General features: G+C 55.5%; 10 protein-coding genes. 8 read left to right on the top strand and 2 right to left on the bottom strand.

The genetic code is table 11. The features are described 5' to 3' along the window. Nucleotides 1-37: 37 nt before the first annotated feature. Nucleotides 38-2,083, top strand: coding sequence for a right-handed parallel beta-helix repeat-containing protein (locus tag FE783_RS30695; RefSeq protein ID WP_138883219.1), 2,046 nt, complete (start codon nucleotides 38-40; stop codon nucleotides 2,081-2,083). A gap of 295 nt (nucleotides 2,084-2,378) precedes the next feature. Here the strand turns inward: FE783_RS30695 and FE783_RS30690 are convergent, their stop codons facing one another. Next, complete coding sequence (locus FE783_RS30690; protein ID WP_138883218.1) at nucleotides 2,379-3,323, bottom strand: hypothetical protein; 945 nt, start codon at nucleotides 3,321-3,323, stop codon at nucleotides 2,379-2,381. A gap of 237 nt (nucleotides 3,324-3,560) precedes the next feature. Between FE783_RS30690 and tnpB the strand changes: the two genes are divergently transcribed. From tnpB to FE783_RS30675, 3 genes are all read left to right on the top strand, one after another. Then, a complete protein-coding gene (gene tnpB, locus FE783_RS30685; protein ID WP_138883217.1) occupies nucleotides 3,561-4,652 on the top strand; it encodes an IS200/IS605 family element RNA-guided endonuclease TnpB in 1,092 nt (363 codons plus the stop codon). Nucleotides 4,653-4,726: 74 nt separating this feature from the next. Continuing rightward, the gene (locus FE783_RS30680; protein WP_202916293.1) at nucleotides 4,727-5,281 is read left to right on the top strand and encodes a helix-turn-helix transcriptional regulator; all 555 of its coding nucleotides are present in this window, start codon (nucleotides 4,727-4,729) and stop codon (nucleotides 5,279-5,281) included. Nucleotides 5,282-5,408: 127 nt separating this feature from the next. After that, the gene (locus FE783_RS30675) at nucleotides 5,409-6,926 is read left to right on the top strand and encodes an MATE family efflux transporter (RefSeq protein WP_138883215.1); all 1,518 of its coding nucleotides are present in this window, start codon (nucleotides 5,409-5,411) and stop codon (nucleotides 6,924-6,926) included. A 278-nt stretch (nucleotides 6,927-7,204) separates the two neighbouring features. Here the strand turns inward: FE783_RS30675 and FE783_RS30670 are convergent, their stop codons facing one another. Next, entirely contained in the window at nucleotides 7,205-8,041 is an 837-nt protein-coding gene (locus tag FE783_RS30670) for an AraC family transcriptional regulator (protein ID WP_138883214.1), read from the bottom strand. A 333-nt stretch (nucleotides 8,042-8,374) separates the two neighbouring features. On the opposite strand from FE783_RS30670, the gene FE783_RS30665 reads away from it, so the two are divergent. The 4 genes from FE783_RS30665 to FE783_RS30650 all read left to right on the top strand — a co-directional run bounded on the left by FE783_RS30665 (nucleotide 8,375) and on the right by FE783_RS30650 (nucleotide 21,896). Continuing rightward, entirely contained in the window at nucleotides 8,375-11,338 is a 2,964-nt protein-coding gene (locus tag FE783_RS30665) for a hypothetical protein (RefSeq protein WP_138883213.1), read from the top strand. A 22-nt stretch (nucleotides 11,339-11,360) separates the two neighbouring features. Further along, on the top strand, nucleotides 11,361-12,683 hold the full coding sequence (locus FE783_RS30660; protein ID WP_158302135.1) for an ABC transporter substrate-binding protein: 1,323 nt from the start codon (nucleotides 11,361-11,363) through the stop codon (nucleotides 12,681-12,683). Nucleotides 12,684-13,469: 786 nt separating this feature from the next. Then, nucleotides 13,470-20,531 (top strand): DUF8202 domain-containing protein, encoded by a 7,062-nt coding sequence (locus FE783_RS30655; RefSeq protein ID WP_158302134.1) that lies wholly within the window; start codon nucleotides 13,470-13,472, stop codon nucleotides 20,529-20,531. Nucleotides 20,532-20,729: 198 nt separating this feature from the next. Then, nucleotides 20,730-21,896, top strand: coding sequence for a response regulator (locus FE783_RS30650; protein WP_138883210.1), 1,167 nt, complete (start codon nucleotides 20,730-20,732; stop codon nucleotides 21,894-21,896). The last annotated feature ends 43 nt before the right edge of the window (nucleotides 21,897-21,939 follow it).

The raw sequence follows: 21,939 nt of genomic DNA, 5'->3' as shown, positions 1-21,939 counted from the left end.
GGACGATTGGCACATGCTGCGGGGGAAGGTGTTGCATATGTCGGAGGCGAAAGCGCCGATCAGCCGGCGCAAAGCGTTGGCTGCACTCGGGATGGCGGGGGCGGCGATCAGCTTGCTCGCGTCGGGAGTGAGCGGGAGCGGAATTTCTGTCAGCAAGGCGGTATACGGCGGCGAGAATAACGGGAACAACGGAAATAACAAGAATAACGAGGAAGAATGCTGCGGGCCGGTCATGGCGGCTTCCATAGAGCAGTTGAGGAATACGGCGGCAGCCGGAAGCGGGGATGTGGTGTGGGTCGTCGGCTATTACGCCGATACCCCGGGCTCCGGGGGCGGGGCTTTCCTCGCGGATCTGACGGATACAACCACGGCGGACAACGGAGGAACGGCCATTGTAGCGGCGGACGGAACGCGCTGGAAGCGGATCGATACGAGTCCGCTCGCTCCGGAGATGTTCGGCGCGAGAAACGGCGAGTACAGCCAGGCGGCTTGCCAAGCCGGGCTGCTGGCCGCCGCAGGGACGGCGAGCCGTTCCTTCCGGTTTACCGACGGCTTCGTGTACCGCGTCGCGAGCCTCTATATCCCTTCCGGAGTGGCCAAAGTGTACGGACGCGGCGAAATCCGGGCGGAATCGGTCGTCGATCAGCTTCTTTATACGAAAGGTCCGATTTTTGGCGGTACGGCCGATATCCGGTGCGACATCGAAGAGTTATACGTCAATTGCAACGGCAAAGCGCGCCAGGGCATCCTGCTTAACGGCGTATCCGATTCGACCGTATCCGGATGTACGGTAACCGGCCTGTCCGTATCGGGAGGCAACGGCATCAGGGTTGCGACGAATTGCAGCAATATCGACTTGTCCGGCAATACGATCCGGATGAGCAAAGACAATCCGGTCGGCACTTACGTGACGCTGAACGGCATATTGATCACGGCCGAGATCGCCTCCGATTACGGGGGAGTCGATACGGCCGGGGCCCCCGTCTATCCCGCCGTCACGACGACGGATATTCGTTGCAGCGGCAACCGGATCTATGACGGAACCCATGGCATTCATGTCAGAGGCTTGGTTCGCGGGGAGATGAGCGGCAATACGATCAACGGCTCCTCGCACCGCAATATCAACCTGAGTCCGGCATGCCGACGCATCGCCGTATACGGTAACCAGCTTCATAATGCGAGGTCGAGCGGCGTCAATGTCGCTTGGGGCTGCGAACGCGTGATCGTGGAGGGCAATGTCATCTCGTCTTACGTCTCTTCGGCGGAGAATACGGATGATGCGGCGATTCAGGTGTATAAGGACGGCACGGGCATTACGATCGCGAATAACAATATTTCCGGAGACTGGAAATATGGCGTGTTTCTGTCGCAGGTCAAACATTTCACGGTAACCGGCAACAATTTCATCGACGGCGGGTCGCTCGCGAATATCGGCATCGAGACCGATTTTGCTCCGACCGTTCCGGCTGCGGCGATTTATTCGAAAGCCCGCAGCGCCGTGGCCGCCGCGACGGATACGTATAACGGAACGATCAGCGGCAACGTTCACGGCGGGACCTCGGCGGCGATATCGCTGGCGGCATTCGGCGGCAAGTCGCTGCGGGAAATCGGCATCGGGACGGAAACGGTTCGCGGCTCGGCGCGTTCCCACGTCTTGTACGTGTACGCCGATGCGGCATCGCTCATTCCCGGCTCTATCGACGTATCCGGGATCGGCGGCTCTTATCCGTCGGGCGCGGGCTACTATTCGAGCATTGGGCGGGCCGCCTTCGGGCGCATCGCCGATGCGGTTGGCTTCGAGGACCCGACCCGCGAGATTGTAGTGACCGGCTCGACCCCGTCGGTGTTTCGGGGCCCGAATATCGCGGTCGGGGATGCTTCGACGATTACCGATTTTGTCGACGGCGCGAACGGCCAGCGCTTGTCGGTCCGGCTGTTCGCCGGGGCGACGATCGTGAACGACGACGGCAAGATCCGGCTGAAGGGCGCGGCCAATATTACGGGGGATTCCACGGCGGGCCGCAAAATCGTAACCTTCATGAGACGGGCAAACATTTGGTTCGAGGAGTCGAGAAACTTTTAGCGGAAGGCGAACGAGCGGCCAAGGCAGTGATGGCCGCTCGTTGAGGCTGTTGAAAAAGTCTGCAAAGAGGGAAGCGCTGAAGGCAAGAGGTGGGGGAATGCGCTCCACTTCCGTTAAAATCGAGTTGTTTTCATTATATTCTTAGCGGTTACTACTCGATTTTAAAGTCAGCCGCTCCGCTTTACGCACATCTCCCCCACCCCTTTTTGTATTCCAAATCTCTCTTTTTGCCTTTTTCAACAAGGAGAACAAGCGGCCCGGCAGTCGGGCCGCTCACTCTTTTGCCAATCACCGACTAGAGGAGCTGGACGGCGCTCAACTCTCCGCTGTCGGACACCTTCAGCTTGAATTGGGTTCCGTTCGGCGAAGTGAGCACGACGCCATGGCCGCTTTGGACAAACGTCAAATCCCCGGCGACACAATCGCCGCTGTTGGCCAAATATTTGTTCCCGCCGATATAGTAGGAATGACCGAATACCCGACCCAACCGTACGTCGCTCGAAACTTGCCCGGTAAACGTAAACTTGATTTTGCGGACCCCTTTCATCAGCCCGTTCAGCACGTTGCTCCTCAGCATATAAGCGGGCAAATATCTCATATGCTGCATGTCCTGCACGGTCGTGTACACGATTCCGTCCAAGTCGGTTACGTCCAGCCGGATTTGCTCCGGACAACGATTGTACATGAAGTATAACCCTACATTTTCGATGCCGCCGGTCACGTAATCGGTCGTGTTGCCATAGTAATGACCGCCGTTGAACTCGATTTCGAAAGAAAAGACGCTCCCCCCGGCCAAATTCAGTCTCAAATATTGATTGTTCTTTCCTTGAAAGACGTTGTCGAGATTTCCGCCCGAAATATATTGCGAACCGCTTACAATCGATACATCGTGAAGCACGTGGGCGGCGTGAAAAATATCCTCGTAATCCCCGTTGTACTTCCGGTAATCGCCGCTCGGCAAATAAGTCAGCTTGTCCTTGTACGGAATTTTGTGGCCGTTCAGGTCGCGTAAGCTCAAATAATTGTATTGCCCCGCGTCTATGTAGTTGCTGCCGTCCAGAAAGTTCAAGTAAATCTGATTTTGTCTGGTGGAAGCGGTCAAGTTCACCATCAGGCAATTTTTACCGGCGGCATCCCATAGGAAGCCGTTCACGATATTGGCCCGACCTTCCAGATGGATCATTTCTTTGCAGCGGGCGTTGTACTGCAGCTGTACATTGTTGAACGTATTGCCGTCCACTTGGTTGAGCGCCGCGTGATCGCCCGTTCCGTAAATGTAATAGTCGCAATCGCTGATTACGACATTGTTGAGAATATTCCCCGTTCATAGAACAAGCCGTTAAACCCACGTCTTTAGACGTTGGGATATGAGGCCTTCGGATGCGGGACGGGATAGCCGTTCAAGCATCCGACATAAATTTGAGGGGAACATATATTCTCGTATCTGTGATATACTGGGGATAGGAGGTGAACGCAGATGCACAAAGCATTCAAGTTCAGACTGTATCCTACACCGGAACAAGCCGCCATCATCAACAAGACAATCGGTTGCGTGCGGTTCGTGTTCAATCACTTTCTGGCACGCCGCAAAGACATCTTCGAGCAAGAGCGGAAGACGCTCGGGTACACCGCTTGTTCCGCCGAAATGACCCTCCTCAAACGCGAGAAAGAATGGCTGAAAGAAGTAGACAGCACCGCTTTGCAGAGAGGACTGCGAGCGCTGGATGAAGCGTATCGGGCGTTCCACCGCGAGCAGAATGGCTATCCGAGGTTTAAAAGCAGGCGGAACCCAATCCAAAGCTACACCAGCGTGAACAATGGCGCGATTCGCGTAGAAGGCAATCGGATCCAGTTGCCTAAGCTAGGCTGGATTCGCTATGCCAAGTCCCGCGACATCGAGGGACGTATTCTCTCCGCTACGATTCGGCGAAATCCGAGCGGAAGAACCTTTGTATCGGTGCTATGTGAAACGGAAAGCCAGCCGCTGCCTCAATCTGAACGCGCAGTGGGTGTGGATCTCGGCGTTAAAGCGTTTGCGGTGCTGTCGGATGGCGAGACTATAGCCAGTCCGAAGTATTTGATCAAACTGGAGAAGCGGCTGTGCAAGGCACAACAGACGCTGTCCAGACGGAAGACAGGCGGGAACAATCGAGAGAAGGCTCGCATTCAAGTCGCACGCTTGCACGAGAGGGTGGCGAACGCACGCAATGATTTTCTGCACAAGCTGTCCACAAGACTGATTCGCGAAAACCAAGTGATCTGTCTGGAGGACTTGCAAGTGGAGAATCTGGTCAAGAACCATAGGCTTGCCCGAAGCATAGCCGACGCAAGTTGGGCGACATTCCGCGCCATGCTGACGTACAAAGCCAAGTGGTACGGACGCACGGTAAGCATCGTAGGGAAGAGATTCCCGTCCAGTCAGCTCTGTTCGCGCTGCGGACACCGAAACCCGGATGTCAAGCGCTTGAATGTACGGGAGTGGACATGTCCGGCATGCGCGACACACCATGATCGGGACGTGAATGCGGCGCAAAACATTTTGGAAGAAGGACTTCGACTGCTCGCGTAGGCGGGCGAACTGTGGGACACACAGGGATAGCTTGGATACGAAGCTGGCGTCAGCTGGCTGCTCCCAAGAATCCCATGGCTTTAGCCGTGGGGGTTGTCAAGCATCCGCTTACAAAAGATTTGCCACGAGAAGCGGCGGCCAGCTTGACGAAGCTGTTCGCGACCCGGTTCGAGACGATCGCCGAGCTTCAGACGGCGGTCATCGGGTTTTGCCGGGGCGTGTGCGACGATATCGCCTCCCGCAAGGAGAGTAAAAATGCCGGACTGCTGGAGCAGGCGCTCGCCTACATCGACGGGCATTACACCGACGCGGGCTTGTCTTCCGAAGGAATCGCCGACACGCTCGGCGTATCGCGTTCGTATTTGTCCCGTTACTTCAAAGACCAGACGGGCATCCCGCTCATGCAATACGTGGACGGAATCCGCATGACGAAGGCGAAGGAGCTGCTGATCCGGACCGACTTGAAAATCAAAGAGATCGTCGAGCAGGTCGGACTTACCGACCCGAATAACTTTTTCCGCAAATTCAAGAAGCGTGAAGGCGTCACTCCGCTCGAGTACCGAAGCGCAAGAGGAAGCGGCAGAGAGGGAGCTTCCGGGGACGGAGCCGGGACGGGGCAAGGCGGTTAGCAGGCGGAAGAAGATGAAGTTCGCCATAAAGGTCCGTTCGTCCACACCGATCTGTGGTATGATGAATATGACATCATTACATGTCCATTACATGTCCACATGACAGCGGAAACGAGGGTGCGGATCTATGAAAGCGGATATCGAACGGCAGCAGCAGTCGCCGATTAAGGCGTCCGGACTTGCGGAGCCGCAGGCGGAAACGAGAGAAGCGGGATCGATTGCGGACGCAGCGGGTGCGAATGTGGCTGAAGCGGGCTCGGACACAACCGATGCGGCATCGAAAGGGACCGAGGCGTTTCTCGTCGATCCGGACGACAAGAAGGCGGTTCGGCAGTCTATTTTGCGATTGGCCGGTCCGTCTCTCGTCGAGATGATGCTTGCGAATTTCACGCAAATGCTCAGCATGATTATGGTGGGGAGGTTAAGTGCCGAAGCGGTGGCTACGGTGGGCTTGACCAACCAGCCCTTTTTTCTTTTTCTGGCGATTTTCTCCACGCTCAACGTCGGCACGACCGTCATCGTAGCCCGTTCGATCGGGGCGGGCCGGTTGGACGAGGCGGAACGGGCGGCCGGGCAGGCGTTCCTGCTTAATATCGTGCTGTCCGTCATTATGATCGTCTTCAGCTATACGTTCGCGGCGGACCTGCTTCGTCTGATGGGCGGCTCGGAGGATGTCGTGGCGCATGGGCTTTCTTATGCGAAATTCGTATTTCTGTCGATCGGCTTCACCACGATATCGATGTCGTTCTCGGCTACGCTGCGCGGCGCGGGGGACACGAGAACTCCGATGAAGATTAACGTAGTCGCCAATATTTTGGTCGTTCTGATCGGATTCCCGCTCATTTACGGGATCGGCAGCTATTCCGGGATGGGCATTACGGGGGCGGGCGTGGCGACATTCGTTTCCCAGCTCGTGTCGATGGTATGGGTGACGACCGTCATGTTCAGCGGCAAATTCAAAGTGCGGCTGTCATTTCGTCATCTGTTCCGATTCGACCGGGAAATGGTCGCCAGAATCGGCAGGATCGGGTTCCCATCGGCGATCGAGCAGATCGTCATGCGGCTCGGCATGCTCATCTTCATCAAAGTAGCGGCTAGTTTAGGGACGATGGCCGTGGCGGCGACCCAGATCACCTTCACTATATTAGGACTTTCGTTCATGCCGGGGATGGCGTTCGCGATAGCCGCCTCTACGCTCGTCGGTCAGGCGCTCGGCGCGCAGAAACCGGACCTCGCCGAGAAATACGGATGGCAGGTGCGGAAGATCGGCGCTTACGTGGCCGGCTTGCTCGGCGTCGGGTTTATTCTACTTGCTCCGCAAATTATGAAGCTATTCACGATCGAACCGGAAATCATCGAGAAGGGCGCGCTGTCGATCCGCATTATGGGCTTCATCCAGGTGTCGCAGGCGACCCAGTTCATCTTGAGCGGCGCGCTCCGGGGAGCGGGCGATACGCGGTATCCGCTGTACTCGACCTTTATCGGGGTGTGGGGCTTCCGGGTCGTGCTGAGCCTATTGTTCGTCTACGGCTTCAAGATGGATTTGTACGGCATATGGCTCGCCGCGGCGGCCGACCAGTTCGTGCGCTCGTTTCTTATCTTCAACCGGTTTAAGAAGGGTGCCTGGAAGACGGTTGGGGTGTGATCCTTTAACAACAGTGAAATTTCAGGCTGTTGAGAAAATCAAAAAGAGAGACTTGTCATACAAAAAGAGGTGGGGGAGATGTGCGTAAAGCGAAGCGGCTGACTTGAGAGCTTTGCGTATGCAAAGCTTGCTTCGGAAGGATATGCTTAAAATCGTGTTGTACCCGCTAAAATTCCAAAAAAACAACATGATTTTAACGGAAGTGGAGTGCATTCCCCCACCTCTTGCCTTCAGCGCTTCCGCTCTTTGCAGACTTTTCAACAGCCTCGAAATTGCACCTAATTCACTTTTTCGGTCTTGCTCCGGTATTCGCTCGGGGTGAGGCCGAATTTTTTGCAAAAGGCGCGGTGGAAATAAGAGTAGCTGTGGAAGCCCGACATTTCCGCTATTTGCTCGAGCGTGTACTCGGTATCGAGCATCCGGTCGCCGGCCAGCAGCAGCCGCCGATCGAGCGCGTAGAGGATGATGCTTTGCCCCGTCATTTCCTTAAACAGACGGGAGGTGTACGACTCGCTTAACTCCACGTGAACGGCCACATCGCTTACTTTCAAGGAGGAACAGGCGTTTTCTTCGATGTATTGCTTCATGCGCTCCACCACAACGGCTTGCTTCTTCGTCTTATACTGCATGTCATGCATGGCGCGGTCGATATGAAGGCATAGCGATTGCAGCAAATAGCCGGACACTTCCCGCCAATTCGGACGTTTCCTCACGTATTCCTCGGCAATCTCCTTGAATATCGCGATCAGACTCGTACTCGGAATAATTCTCGACAGCTGCGGATAGCGGTTGCGGTTCCACCAATCGGCAAGCCATTCCCCTCCGCAGCCCGCGTAATAGTTGCCGCTCAAGATCGCTCCGGTCTCCTCTTCGCTTTTCTTCTTTTTATCCATTCCGAATGCGAGCTGGAACGATCGGCCCGGCTCGCACAGCAGCAAATCGCCGGGCTGCAGGGCATGCCATTCGCCGTCGATGAGCGCTTGGCACCGGCCCACGACTTGCAGGCGGATATAGTAGCTTGTGAGAGCTGCGGGACGTGTCAGGAAAGGCTTCTTGTGCAAAATGTATCTGGAGAACAACACTTGTGCGGCAGGCGGCGAGTCGTACATCGGCATGATATAAGCCTCCAAGCGGCGGGGCTGCAGTGGGGCCCGCCTGATTGATCGACATGACTTATTCTGTAATTACTGAAAATACTCGGTCAACTATTATGATAAAACAAGAGACTAGAGCGAGGCAACCGAGGAAAGAACAATAATCGGATAGTGCATCCAAGATGGATTGAGTCATGTTCACCCCCGATAAGCCCGTGCTACACTAGTGTACAAAGTCAGAGCTAATTCTGTGCCTCGGTATAGGCTCGGTTTAGCAAGCAAGGGCCTGTACGATGCACAATTCAAGGTCTGACATTGTACTAGGGCCATATTCGCCGTTAGGGGGAACAACGCATGACGGAGCAAAGGTTCAATCAGGAACAGCAAAGACGGAGCGATTACGGGCAAGACTCGATCAGCCGGCGGCAGCTCTTGGCCGTTCTGGGAGGGACTGGCTCGGTTCTGGCCGCCCAAGCGATGCTGCAAAGCCCCGCGTGGGGAGTCTCCGTGACCGGGGCGACTTATGGAGAAGGAGGTCCTCCGCATTGCTGCTATGTATATTCGTCAGTGGCCGACATGAAAGCGGATTCAAAATTGTCGTCCGGCCGGTTTGTGTGGACGGCGGGTTACTTCGCTCCCGGTGATGGAGGGGGAGCGATGTACGCGATCCAGGCGGGCGCGTTGACGGATGACGGCGGGAGCGTCCTGACGCTGCAGAACGGTTTGCAGGCGGTCCTGATGGCCGGGGACAGCGTTAACTACAAGCAGTTCGGCGCGGTCGGAGACGGCGTGAACGACGACGGCGTCCAGATCAAAGCGGCGCATGCTTATGCAAACAGCCGACAGCTGCCGGTCGTCAATGAAACGGGCGAATATTGGATCAAGCAGACGAACGAGATCGTGATTCAAACCAATGTTCGCTGGGGACATACGAAGCTGCATATCGACGAAAGCCTCAATACGAAAACAAATCCCCGCTTCCGGGTGACGAGCCGCCAAGAGCCGATCCCGATCACGCTGGACGCGTCCAAGAAGCAGTCCGTGCTCGCCAAGCTGAAGCCGGGTACGACGCTTATACCCGAGCTCGCCCCTTATAAGAACTGCCTCGTCTTCTTCGCGGACAGCCAGGACAAGATCGGAATTCGCCAAGGGTACGCCAATCATCCGGGCTGGAGCAGAGAGGAATTTTTCTATGTCGAGGAGCATGGCCGGATTATCGGGGACATCGCTTGGACGTTCTCCGGTTATACGAGCTCCTGGGCGTATCCGTGCGACGACCATTATTTGACGATCGAGGGCGGCACTCTGCTGTTGTCCGGCGACAGTCCGGGCTTGCAAACGGGCGACTATTGGACGAACGGCATCACGGTCAGCCGCAGCCGGACGATCATCCGCAACCAGTGGGTCGGATTGGAGCAGGGAAGAGACGATGTCGCGCTCAATCCGCGGAACGGCTTCCACAGCTTCCAGCGCGTATTCGATATTACGCTGGAAAACGTCCGGCTGATACCTTGGGAGAAAGACAGAGAAGGGACGGACCGCGACGTGCCGCAAGGGACATACGGCATAGGCGGGACGCGGGTGCTGAATGCGGTATTCCGCAACGTCACGGCGGAAGGTTCATCCGTCCATTGGGGCGTGTTCGGCACGAATTTGTTCAAAAATTTCCGCATCGAGAACTGCCGCCTGAACCGGGTAGACGTCCATTTCCACTGCTGGAACTTGTACATCCAGGATTCGGAGATCGGCTACAAAGGATTGACGCTTACCGGAGGCGGCGATCTGTTCATCGAGAATACGAAGCGGTTCGGCAATGCGTTCATCAGCTTCCGCCGGGATTACGGCGCGAAGTGGGATGGCCATATCCGGTTGCGCAACTGCCGGCTCGTCGTGGAGGACGGAGCCGCGGAGACGATAGCGCTCGACTTCAATCCGGCCGACTTCGATTACAAATACCCGGTCGGTTACGGGCGCTCCATCCGGATCGAAGACTTGACGTTCGACTATACCGGCGTCCCGAATCCGACAGGGAATTGCCGGGTTATGCGGATCGCCTCGTTCTCGAAAGTGACCGGGACGAACATACGCCTCTTCTTCCCGCAGCTGATCGAGTTTCGGAACATATCGGTAAGCGGACGGGAGAAAGGGGTGCGCATCCTGCAAATCCCGCATCCGTACAGTCTCGATCTGGGCAAGCCGGGCGGCATGGACGGGGAGAAGGTGACGGCGAACTGCTACATGCGGTTCGAGAACATCCAGTGCGAGAAAATAACCGGGCAAATTTCGCAAGCCGAGGCCAACGTCAACTTTTTGCTGAAAGGTTTGCGCACGGCAGCCTATCAGGACGAATACTCGCTCTATCCGAAAATCGATTTTGTGCAGGTCGGCGAATTTTTCGGACATTTCCAGGGCAGCGTCGCGGACGTGAGCATAAGCCGCAGTCTGGTCAACTGCGTAGACGCCGTCAACGGCGGCCCGATGCGCGGCCGGATCGCGTTCGACAACTGCGATATCCGTTCCGATGTGGCGGACGACGGGAGAGACTTTTATTTTCTCACGACCGATCTCGGCGTATCCTTCGTCAACTGCACGATCCATATCCCGATTGTAAACGGCGCGCCTCGTCCCGATCTGGTCGACCGGTACGGCTTCATTCAAGTGAACCGGACGCTTCGCGGCAACCATTTGAATACGCGGCTGTCCGCGCCACTTTTATCTTACTTGGCAAATGCGGGGACACCCTTGACGCCGGAATTCGTCGCGATGATGAAAAGCCATCACGCCGCAGAGAGCGAGGAAGTGGCCGCCCGCAAAGGGACGACGGCACAGCGCCCGGCTCCCTCGTCGTTCCGTTCGGAGACAGGCTTCGCTTATTTCGACACGGATCTCGGACAACCGGTCGTCTGGAACGGAACGGTGTGGGTAGCTTCGGGGAAGTCCGGCGATACGCTGCACTTCTATTCCGACGACTTGCCTTCCGTCGCGGCAGGAGACCCGATGAAGCGGGCGGAGACGCATCCCGCGCAAGCTTACGTCGTTCCCCGGGCGGGCGCGCTGACCCAATTCGCGGCCTATGCCAGCGCAGGGACGAGCGGGGCGGCTTTTACATTCGAGCTGTGGAAAAACGGTTCGCTCTGGATCGGCGGAATAGCCGGCCCGACCGTTTCGTCCAATCCGCTCCTAGCGGCTGTTCCTAGCGGTGCAACTTTTCAGGCGGGGGATCGGCTATCTGTCCGGATCAGCGGGGTTACGGCGGGCTTGCCGGCAAACGCATATGCGACGGTGGATTTGTACGTCAGCTATACCAATGAGCTTTGAACCGAATAAGGGGGTTAACAGCATGGTCAACAAACGGAGGGCACGCACAATTCTATGTACGACGGCACTAATGCTTGCTGCCGCTTGCGGCAAAACGGACGGGAAGGGCGGAGCGGGGAAACCGGCGGCGCAGCCGGAAATCGATTACAGCACCATGGCGGCGGAAGTCGTCATCCAGGACTTGTCCGGCGGGACGGAGGAGAAGTTCAACCAGTCCTACGGTGAGTTTATCAAGAAGAAGTTTCCGAACTTCAAAGTGACGTTCATTCCGTGGAAAACGGGGACGAAGCTGCCGGAGCTGACCGCATCCGGGCAAAATGTCGACCTCGTATACGGCTCGATGGAGACGATATCGAGTCCGCTGATGGGCTCGGGCCAACAATACGACATGACCGAGCTGATCAAGAAGCACGGCGTCGATTTGTCCAAGTTCGAGCAGACGACGATCGACGGAGCCCGGGCGATGGGGGATGGGAAGCTTTACTTTTTGCCGGTCACGACGATGGTGCAGGTGATGTTTTACAACAAAGGCATTTTCGATAAATTCGGTGTGCCTTATCCGAAGGACGGCATGACTTGGGACGACGTGAAGGAGCTGAACCAGAAGTTGACGAGAAGCGAAGGCGGAGTCAACTACATGGGGTATTCCGCCTCGCCGAACCATATCCTGCGCATGAACCAGCTGTCGCTGCCGCTCTATGACCCGAAGACGAAGAAGCCGCTGCTGTCGGACGAGCGCTGGAAAACGATGTTCGACACTTACTTTTTGAATCAAGCGACAAGCAACTATCAGGCATGGTCGACCGCCAAGAAAAAGCTGCCTTATTATACGGAAATGACGACGTCGCAAGAGTTGGCCATGATGGTGTTCAATTCCCAATTTCCGTTCGACGGTCCCGAGTATGTGAAAAATATCGACTGGGATCTCGTCTCGCTGCCGACGTTGAAGGAGAAGCCGAAGGTCGGCTCGCAAGCGTCGCCGCGCATGTTCGCGATCACGAATACGGGCAAGAACAAAGATGCGGCGATGGCTATCATCCGCTACTTGACTTCGCTCGAGATGCAGACGCAGTTTTCCAAGCAGGGCTATATGACGGTGCTCAACGACGAGGGCGTCAAGAAGCTGATTGGCTCGGAAAGCCAGTTCAAGGGCAAAAATTGGCAGGCCGTCTACTATAACCAGATCGCCCCGAAGTCGTACCAGAGCATATACGACGGAGATTTGTTGAACCTGTTTACGCCAAACGTGCTCAAAATCGTCACCGGCCAAACGGATGTCAATTCGGCTCTGCGCAGCGCGCAGGAGGAAGCCGAGAAGTTTCTTCAGGCGGAAGGGAAGAAATGACCGGATCAACTAGCGGAAAGTGGAACTGTAGTGCGCTAAAGTGGACTTTTCATAGCCTTTCTTGTTTATAACGGAACTGTAGTGCGCTAAAACATACTTTTTTTGCTTCGCTGGCGTTAAAAAGGCTGAATAACGGACTGCAGTTCCGTAATTTTGGCGGCATAGTTGTTGCAGCGGTCGATAACGGAATACAGTTCCGTTATTAACGAGCCCGTCCCATGAAGGACGGGTTTTTTGCCGTTTCCCGCATGAAGTCGGCCGTTCCGCCCTTGTATAGTTTCGGTATAGGCGGGGTTGCTATCCTAATCTGATATACGTATTCGAAGACATGACTGATGGAAGGAGCGGCATATGAATGGGACGGCCACGATCATCGACGCCGAGACGATGCCACATAAAGGATTGCCCCGCGAAGCACTACGCCAAGGGGTATTGCCGAAATCATTATCACACTTATCGTCGTGCTCTCCTTAGGGCTTCGGCCATTTCGGTCCAAGCGAACGACGGCAATAAATGATGCGCCGCATCAGTGACAGGGCTTGTATATGTTTTGTATAGGTTCCCTTGTTATGCTTTTTTGTAACAACTTGGAGTAGACATCTGTCGTTTGTTGTCGAGCAAGGAACAATTCAAGTTCACAAGCGATGAAAGGAGTATACAGTTATGAGCGGCTGAATGGCGTGACAGTCGGAGGTTGCAGGAAGACGAAGGGTAGAGTGACCTTTATAGAAGGGTCCGATTACGGGATGGAAGTGGAACAGGAAGGCGAACTGGAGGATGGAAAGAATGGCATTAGCGTTGCTAACGAATAGCAAACGTGTGAGAAAGGGGCTTTCCAAACTGCTTGTTTTTTCAATGGCAGTAGGGAGCTTGACCGGCGTTGTAACCCCGGGCAAAGCGGCTGACGCTGCCGGAGGCGGGAGTAGTAGTGTGAATACCGCCACATACGGTACGTATGGCGCTCCTGGCGGAGTGAGTAACGGTATGGCTTTGTGGCTCAACCCCGCTGTAATAGGCAATGATGTAGCGAGCGGCGGATCGGTAGGGACATGGAATGACCTGAGTGTAAATGAAAATAACGCTACGCAGTCCGTATATGCCGATCAGCCTGTCTTCTACGATAATGCGGCCAACAATGTGAACTTTAACCCGGTCGTAAAATTTAACGGCAGCAGCAGTTATATGAATCTTCAAGTGAGCAAGCTCCCCGTCGGAACGACCCCCAGAACGATCATAGCTGTAGCGCAATCCGAAGTGGGCGGCGGCAATCATTATATCGTTTCCTGGGGAACGAGTTCTACCAATGCACTTATGGGCATGATGCAATACGGGACAACAGGAACATTGAGCGGATACGGCAATCCTTATTCAAGCGCAGCCGGATTTTGGAAACCCAAAATTCCAAATGAGCTATTCGGTTCCTGGAATGGCGACGGAGATAAGCGCGCAAACTTGTACAGCAAAATGGAGTTGTTACAAACTGGTACGGTGTCGGCTTGGAATACAGGCAGCAACGGTGCTGTGGTTGGGAATATAGTAGGAGGCAACGAACGCTGGCAGGGCGCGATCGGGGATATTATGGTATACAACCGCGTTCTCACCGATAGCGAGCGTCAACGTATCAGCACTTACTTGTCGCTCAAATACGGCTACATGATCGATCAATCTCAAGGCCAGTTCAGCAATTACATCGCTTCCGACGGCACTAGCGTTGTATGGGACGCCACTGCTAACTCGGCTTATAAAAACAACATTGCCGGTATCGGGCGTGACGACGGCGGTTCGCTGAATCAAAAACAAAGCCACAGCACGAACAGCGGGCAGCAAGTTACGGTCGGCTTGAACGCCATCGCGGCGACCAATTCCGACAATGCGGCATCGTTCCCGACGGACAAGCAATATTTGATCTGGGGCGACAATGGCAAGACGTTGACAACGTTCGGCCAAACGATCCAAATCGCGGACAGCACCAATTGGAAGCCTGCCGAGCGCGTCTGGAAAGTACAGAACACGAACAATGTCGGTACGGTCCAGCTTAGCATCGCGAAGAGCGCGTTTCCGACCGGTACGACAGCGAGCGATATCAAGCTGCTCGTCGGCAGCGACGCAAGCTTTGCAACGGCTGCGGCAATCGCGGTTCAAGAAATCGGTGACGCTTTTGTAGCCGACAATGTCGTATTGCCTAACGGTTACTTCACATTCGCCAAAGCGCAAGCGCCTGTCCAGGCACCCGGCGGAGTGGCGAGCGGTCTGATCTCTTGGGTAAATGTGGAGAAGAGCGCCAATAGCAAGACAACCGTCGGCGGCCTGCAAGATTTGGCCGATCCAGCCAGAACTTGGTCCAATGGTGGAAATATGCGGTACGATGCCGCGGCGATCAATTCCAATGCCGGGATCCAAGCTCCGGGCAACAGCTATTATAAGGCACCTTCGTTCGGGACTACGGATCAGCAGCGGGAAATATTTTCGGTGCAGACCAGTACAACGACCGATACAGCCAACAGATTCCCGTGGGATTTCGGAGGCAACTTTTATTTACAGAATTCAACTTACGGCAACAAAGATGGCAAGGGCAACATCGCTACGCGCTTCGGATCCGACGTTATCCGATCTGTCGGAGTCGGCGACATCGATCTGAAGAAACCTCGCTTGCTGGACGTGCTCGCAACAAATCAGGAGTGGGCGCTTTCAGTCGATGGAAAACAGTTGCTCAACGAAACATCCAACAGCGTCAACTTCGATTCTCCGACTAAGCAGAATCCTGATCATATTTATTACATCGGAGCCGGCCATTTTAGCGTATTCAAAGGCGACATCTCCGAAGTTGTCGTTTACGATCGCAAGCTAGGCGACGCAGACAAGTTGAAGGTTAACAGCTATTTGGCGCTCAAGTACGGCTTGACGTTGAACAATGGGGGAACCGATTACGCAGCCAGCGACTTCAACGGCACGACCGGAACCAAAATGTGGACGGCTGCGGATAACGCGGGTTACGGCAAGCGCATCACCGGTATCGGCAAAGATTCCGCGAGCGGTTTGGAGCAAAAGCAATCCAAGTCCCAGGAAACCGGGGCGCTCGTAACCATTGCAGCAGGCAATGAAATCAAAGCTTCAAATGAAGCGTATCCGGACAACACCATCACGAACGACCGCTCGTTCCTGACGTTCAGCGATAACGGCGGAGATGCGGCATACAGCACGCTTATCGCCAATACGAACCTGAACCAGATGGCGCGCACGTTCAAGGTGGACAAAACGAACTGGAACGACGGCAATGTCACCTTGCAGCTCGACGGCACGCAAGCCGGACAACTGAATTATCTCGTCATCGGCAGCGATTCCGGCTTTACCGGGACATTGAATACGAAGCCGCTCGTTGACGGAAAAGTAACGCTCAACAGCTCCGAGCTGGCTGACGGCGCATACTTCACATTCGCTCAGGCCGTCGTGCAAGCGAAAGCTCCGGGCGGCGTAAACGGCGCTTCCTTGTGGATCAAGGCGGACAAAGACGCTGCGGCTGATGTAACCGGACAGCTTACCGGCTGGACCGATCAGACGGGCACGAACCAATTTACCGTAAACGGCGCACCCGCTTTTAAAGCGGACGCAGTCAACTTCAATCCGGCCGTGACGTTCAACAATACGACCTCGGCCAGTCAAAATCCGAACGTGTACTTGAAAGGCAACAGCCCGATTACGTATCAGGACGGATACGCCGTATTCAAGCAGCAGGACGGGACGATCGTCGGATCAGCGGCGCCTCGCTTAGGCGGTTACGGAGTGGGCGTCTTTACGAAATGGGGCAGCAAAACGTATATCGGCAACGGGGCAGGCGGTACGTATCGCGGATTTGCTTTCAATGATGCTTCCCGCTATTACATGGCATCGTTCGACGCCGCGGCTGCGATTGACGCACAAGGCCGTCTGAACGGAACGCCGCAAACCGTCTCGGGCAACAATACGTTCAACAAGATCGATTTCACCCCCGTCATCGGAGGTACGTTCGGTGGAGGGAATGCGAACAACTGGAACCATTATAAAGGCGATATCGCCGAAATCGTGCTGTTCCCGGCGAGCAATACTGCGCTCGAGAAGCAGCGGGTCGAAAGCTATTTGGCTCTCAAGTACGGCTTGACGCTGAATGGCGGCAAGACGAACTATGTGGCAAGCAACGGCACCGATACGATGTGGACGGCAGGGAATAACGCCGGCTACGGCAACCGGATTACCGGCATCGGCCGTGACGACGGCAGCGACTTGTTGCAGAAGCAATCGAAGTCGCAGGATAAAGACGCGCTTGTCACAATCGCATTGGGCGATGCGATCCAGCCGACGAACGCGCTTAACGCGAACACGATCGATACGGACTTGTCTTTCTTCACTTTCAGCGACAACGGCGCTGCGGCCAAGTATGAAGTAAGCGTACTGGAAATGCCGGGTCATACGCTGAAGAAGCTGAACCGCGTATTTAAAGTAGAGAAAACGAAATGGCAGGACAAAAACATCACATTGAAGCTGAGTACGGCGGCAGAAACTCCGGCGGTTCTGTACTATCTCATCATCGACGGAGCGAATACGGGCATGAAGCTGGATGCAGCGGGTCAAGTTACGATCAACAGCAGCATGCTGGCGAACGGCTCCACGTTCACCTTCGCCAAAGTGTACAAGGATTTGCTGAAAGCGAAAGTGAACGAAGCCAAAAGCTTGAAAGAGGCAAACTATACGCCTGACAGCTGGGCTGTACTGCAAAATGCGCTTGCAAACGCCGAAGCGGTGCTGAACAATCCGGCCTCTACCCAAGAGCAGGTGGATGCCGCGTTGGCCGCGTTGGAAGCCGCGCGTGCGGGACTGAGCACCGGAGCGGACAAGCTGAAAGCCAAGGCGGACGAGGTTCAAAACGAAATAACGCTCGGCAGCCTGAAGCCTGGCGATTATACGGCGGGCAGCTGGCAAGCATTAACCGGGGCACTAGATGAAGCGAGAGCTCTGCTCACCCGTACGCCGCAAGCGACAGCGGTCGAGCTGGGACAAGCGTTGGCCAAGCTGGAAGCGGCAAGAGGGACACTGGTCGACTTGAGCAAACTTCGCGCGAAAGAAGCGGAGATTGTCGGCGAGAACCTGAAGGCCGGCCAATATACGGCCGACAGCTGGCAGGCGCTGCAGCAAGCGTTGACCGATGCGCGCGCGGTGTTGGCGAATCCGAATGCGACGCAAGCCGAAGTAGATGCGGCGAAAGCGGCGCTCGAGGCGGCAAGGGCGGCATTGGTGCCGGGAGCGGATAAAACCGCGCTGATCGCGAGAGCAAACGAAGTCAAAGGCTTTACGGAAGCGAACTATACGCCGGCAAGCTGGGCAGCCCTTCAGCAGGCTATGTCCGCAGCCGAGGACGTACTGAACAATCCGAATGCGACGCAAGCCGAGGTGGATGCGGCCAAAGCGGCATTGGAAGCGGCCATTGCGGGACTTGGCAGCACGCTGCCCAAGCTGCAAGACAAAGTAAACGCCGTTAAGGGCGAAATCGATACCGGAGTTTTGAAGCCGGGCGACTATACGGCCGACAGCTGGCAAGCTTTGACCGGGGCTCTTGGCGAAGCCGAGGCGCTGCTCAGCCGTACGCCGCAAGCTTCCGAAAACGAGCTGGGGCAAGCATTGGCTAAGCTGGAAGCGGCGAGAGCGGCGCTGGTACCGGCGGCTAATAAAGCGGCACTGCTTGCAAAAGCAAACGAGGTTAAAGGCGAGAATTTGCGGGATGACGATTATACGCCGGAAAGCTTGGCCGCGCTGAAGCAGGCGCTTGCCGCGGCGGAGGTCGTCCTGAACGACCCGAACGCGACGCAGCAGCAAGTCGATGCGGCACGGGATGCTCTGGAGGCGGCCCGCAAAAATATCGTGGCAAGAGGGGCGAAGCTCTCGGCGTTGACGGTTGTCGAGACCGACAGCGGTAAGCCGGTCGCGTTGTCTCCGGCATTCGACCCGAATCAAAGCCTGAACTATGCGGGAGTCGTATCGAACGCGGTATACGGAGTCGGTATCGCGCCGGTCGCGCATACCCCGAACAGCACGATCAAAGTAACGTTGAACGGACAACCGGCGGCCGAAGCGGATTGGAGCAAGCTTCCGCTTAAGGAAGGCCCGAATACGATCAAGGTGGAAGTGACCGATCCGGAAGGCGGCAAAAACGAGTATACGATTGAAATGATGCGCACTACGAGCAAGCTGGTCTCACTGACGCCTTCGAGCGGAAATCTCGAACCGGCTTTCAATCCGGAAACCGGCGCTTATACGATGAGAGTATCGTACGGTGTTGCCGAACTGTCCTGGACGCCGGTATCGCTCGATCCGAATGCGACGATCGAAATAAGCGTTCGAGGCGAAAGCTTTACACCGGTTGCTAGTGGAGTGAAAAGTGGTCTTTACGGACTAAACGTCGGCTACAACACCTTCGTCGTCAAAGTAACGGACCGCAATGGAAATTCCCGTCAATACACGATTACCGTAACAAGAGCCAGCTCCTCCGTATGGACGGACGGCGGAAATACCGGAACCGGTACAGGAACCGGTACGGGCGGAACGGGTACGGGAACCGGAAAACCTGCGGATATCGCGACCAACTTGAACGGAAACGAAAATCCGTTTGCAACGGGAACGGCGGGACAAACCGACGGACGCACGCAAACGACCGTACAGATCGATCCGGCTAAGCTGGACGGTATTTTATCGCAAGGCAACGGACAGCAGCTCTCGATCCGGGTTCCGAACGACGGCGATGTCGGAGTGAACGGCTTGACGGCCGCACAGGTGAAACGTCTCGCGGATAGCGGGTCGAGTCTCGAAGTAGGCAATCATCTCGCCATTTATCCGGTTCCGGGCAGCCAATTGGACTTGAATGGACCAGCACAGCAATGGAACAATGCACCGCTTGGCGATATCGAAGTCCATGTCGGGATCAAGCGGGCGTCCGACGCGTTGATCGGTACAGCCAAGGATAAGGCGAAAGAACAAGGCTATGAGCTGCTGGTCGACCCGGTCGATCTGGGGTTGAGCTACAGCTACAAAGGCCAGACGGTCGGAGCGGGCGAATTGAACGGATACGGCGTAAGATACATCGCATTGCCTGATGGAATCGATCCGAACCGGATCACGACAGGCGTAATCGTCAATCCGGACGGAACCGTATTCCACGTGCCGACGGTCGTGACGAAAATCAACAGCCGTTATTATGCGATGATTAACGATTTGCGCAGCAGCGGTACGTATTCCGTCATCTGGAACCCGCAAGACCTCGATGATGTGAGAAGCCACTGGTCCAGATCGGACGTTAACGACATCGTAGCGAGACTGGTTCTTGCCGGAACCGGAAACAACACGTTTACGCCCGATCGGAACGTGGTCCGTTCCGAATTTGCCGCCATTGTGGCGACGGGTATGGGGTTGATGCGCCAAAATGTTGCCGGAACTACGTTCGGCGACGTTCCTCGCTCTTCCTGGTACCATGACGCGGTCGCGATCGCGAGCGAGTTCGGCATCGTAAACGGCTACGAAGACGGCTTGTTCCACGGCGATCGGCAAATTACACGCGAGCAGGGAATCGCCATGATTGCGCGGGCATACGACTTGGTCGAATCGCAAAGCACGAAGAGCCAATCGGAAATCGCATCGATTTTGTCCGCTTACGGCGATGCGTCGAATGTATCCGATTGGGCGAAAGAAGCCGTAGCCCGGATGATTGCGGCCGGAATCGTCGAAGGAAGCGAAGGACAGCTGCTGAGGCCGCTGGACAGCATGACGCGTGCGGAAGCGGCCGCGCTGATGAGAAGGTTGCTGCAAACGACGAAATTGATCGATTAAGTGTCGTCAGTCAGGGCGGTAATTCCGTTAAAGTTCCTAAGGTTCCTAAAGCATGACGGATTGATTTCTGCATGCAAGAGCGCCACTGCCGGCAGGTTCAAAGCCGGCGGTGGCTGTTTTTTTAACGGCGGCAAGATATAATGGGACGGGAACCGCAATATCCCGACAAAAAAAGCTGTACCGGGTGGAGATCATTTCATGCGTGCGATACTAGTTGACGACGAGCGGCTGGCCTTGGCCCAGCTTAAAAAAATATTGGAACGCGATGTGGGCGGCGTTCAAGTGATCGGCATGTATTCGGATCCGGCCGACGTCGTCGCCATAGCGGAAGAGCTTGCGCCGGATGTCGTATTCCTGGACATCCACATGCCCGGCATGAACGGCGTGAAGCTGGGCGAACTGCTGCAGGAGCGCGTCCCCATCGCGGAGATTGTGTTCGTGACCGGATATGATCAGTACGCGGTCCATGCGTTCGAACTGTACGCGCTGGATTACATTATGAAGCCCGTTCAACCGGACCGTCTGTCAAAAACGATGCAGCGCCTAAGGAGGAAGATCGGCGACAGGGCGAACCGGGACGAAGAACGCGAACGGGAGGCGGAACCGCCTCTCATTTGCTGCTTCAATCAAATCCGCGTTCAACAGTCCGGCGAGGAGCCCCGAACGATCAAATGGCGAACGAGCAAGGCGCAGGAGCTGTTTGCTTATTTGCTGCACCACCGGGACCGGATCATTGAGCGGGACACGCTGATCGAGCTGCTGTGGCCGGACTTCGAGGTGTCCAAAGCGGCGCAGCAGCTGTATACGACCGTCTATCATATCCGTCAAACGCTCAGAAGCTGCGGATTGGAAATGGTGACGATAACGAGCGGCAACCTGGAGACGGGATACCGGTTGACGACAGGGACGGCCCGAATCGACAGCGACGAATGGGAGAAACAGGTACACAGTCTCGGGGCGTTGGATATTCGGCATATCGAACAGTATGAGAAAGTATTGGAATTGTACAAAGGCGATTATTTCGGAGATTTCGAGTTTTTATGGGCCGAGCACGAAAGGGAACGGCTCAGGCGGATGTGGCTGAACCATGCGAGAAGCGTGAGCGAATTTTACATGGAGCAGCAGATGCTGCAAGCGGCAATCCGGATCAACCGGCTCATTCAGCAAATGTTTCCTTACGAGGAAGAGAGTTATTTCGCCCTGATGCTGCTTTATGATGATTCGGGCGACATAGCCGGAGTGGAGGAGCAATACTGGCTGCTGACTTCCAGAGTGGAGAAGGAGATGGAATCCGCTGTAAGCGAGTCGATCTCCGAATGGTTCGATGCCTGGAAAAGGAGGGACTTTAAAGCACCTCCGTTTTGATAAACCCAATCAGAAAGAAGATGACGGCTCTGGCCGAACATTT

This window comes from Paenibacillus mesophilus (assembly GCF_005938385.1).
In the GTDB taxonomy this organism is placed as follows: Bacteria; Bacillota; Bacilli; order Paenibacillales; family NBRC-103111; genus Paenibacillus_AB; species Paenibacillus_AB mesophilus.
Note: the sequence above shows the minus strand (reverse complement) of the source record. Positions and strands in the feature narration are given on the sequence as shown.

What these genes read in the sequence shown, in the direction of transcription:
- FE783_RS30660 (WP_158302135.1), top strand. Translation starts at nt 11,361, where the DNA reads ATGGTCAACAAACGGAGGGCACGCACAATTCTATGTACGACGGCACTA.
- FE783_RS30680 (WP_202916293.1), top strand. Translation starts at nt 4,727, where the DNA reads ATGGCTTTAGCCGTGGGGGTTGTCAAGCATCCGCTTACAAAAGATTTG.
- FE783_RS30655 (WP_158302134.1), top strand. Translation starts at nt 13,470, where the DNA reads ATGGCATTAGCGTTGCTAACGAATAGCAAACGTGTGAGAAAGGGGCTT.
- FE783_RS30665 (WP_138883213.1), top strand. Translation starts at nt 8,375, where the DNA reads ATGACGGAGCAAAGGTTCAATCAGGAACAGCAAAGACGGAGCGATTAC.
- FE783_RS30670 (WP_138883214.1), bottom strand. Translation starts at nt 8,041, where the DNA reads ATGCCGATGTACGACTCGCCGCCTGCCGCACAAGTGTTGTTCTCCAGA.
- FE783_RS30650 (WP_138883210.1), top strand. Translation starts at nt 20,730, where the DNA reads ATGCGTGCGATACTAGTTGACGACGAGCGGCTGGCCTTGGCCCAGCTT.
- FE783_RS30675 (WP_138883215.1), top strand. Translation starts at nt 5,409, where the DNA reads ATGAAAGCGGATATCGAACGGCAGCAGCAGTCGCCGATTAAGGCGTCC.
- tnpB (WP_138883217.1), top strand. Translation starts at nt 3,561, where the DNA reads ATGCACAAAGCATTCAAGTTCAGACTGTATCCTACACCGGAACAAGCC.
- FE783_RS30695 (WP_138883219.1), top strand. Translation starts at nt 38, where the DNA reads ATGTCGGAGGCGAAAGCGCCGATCAGCCGGCGCAAAGCGTTGGCTGCA.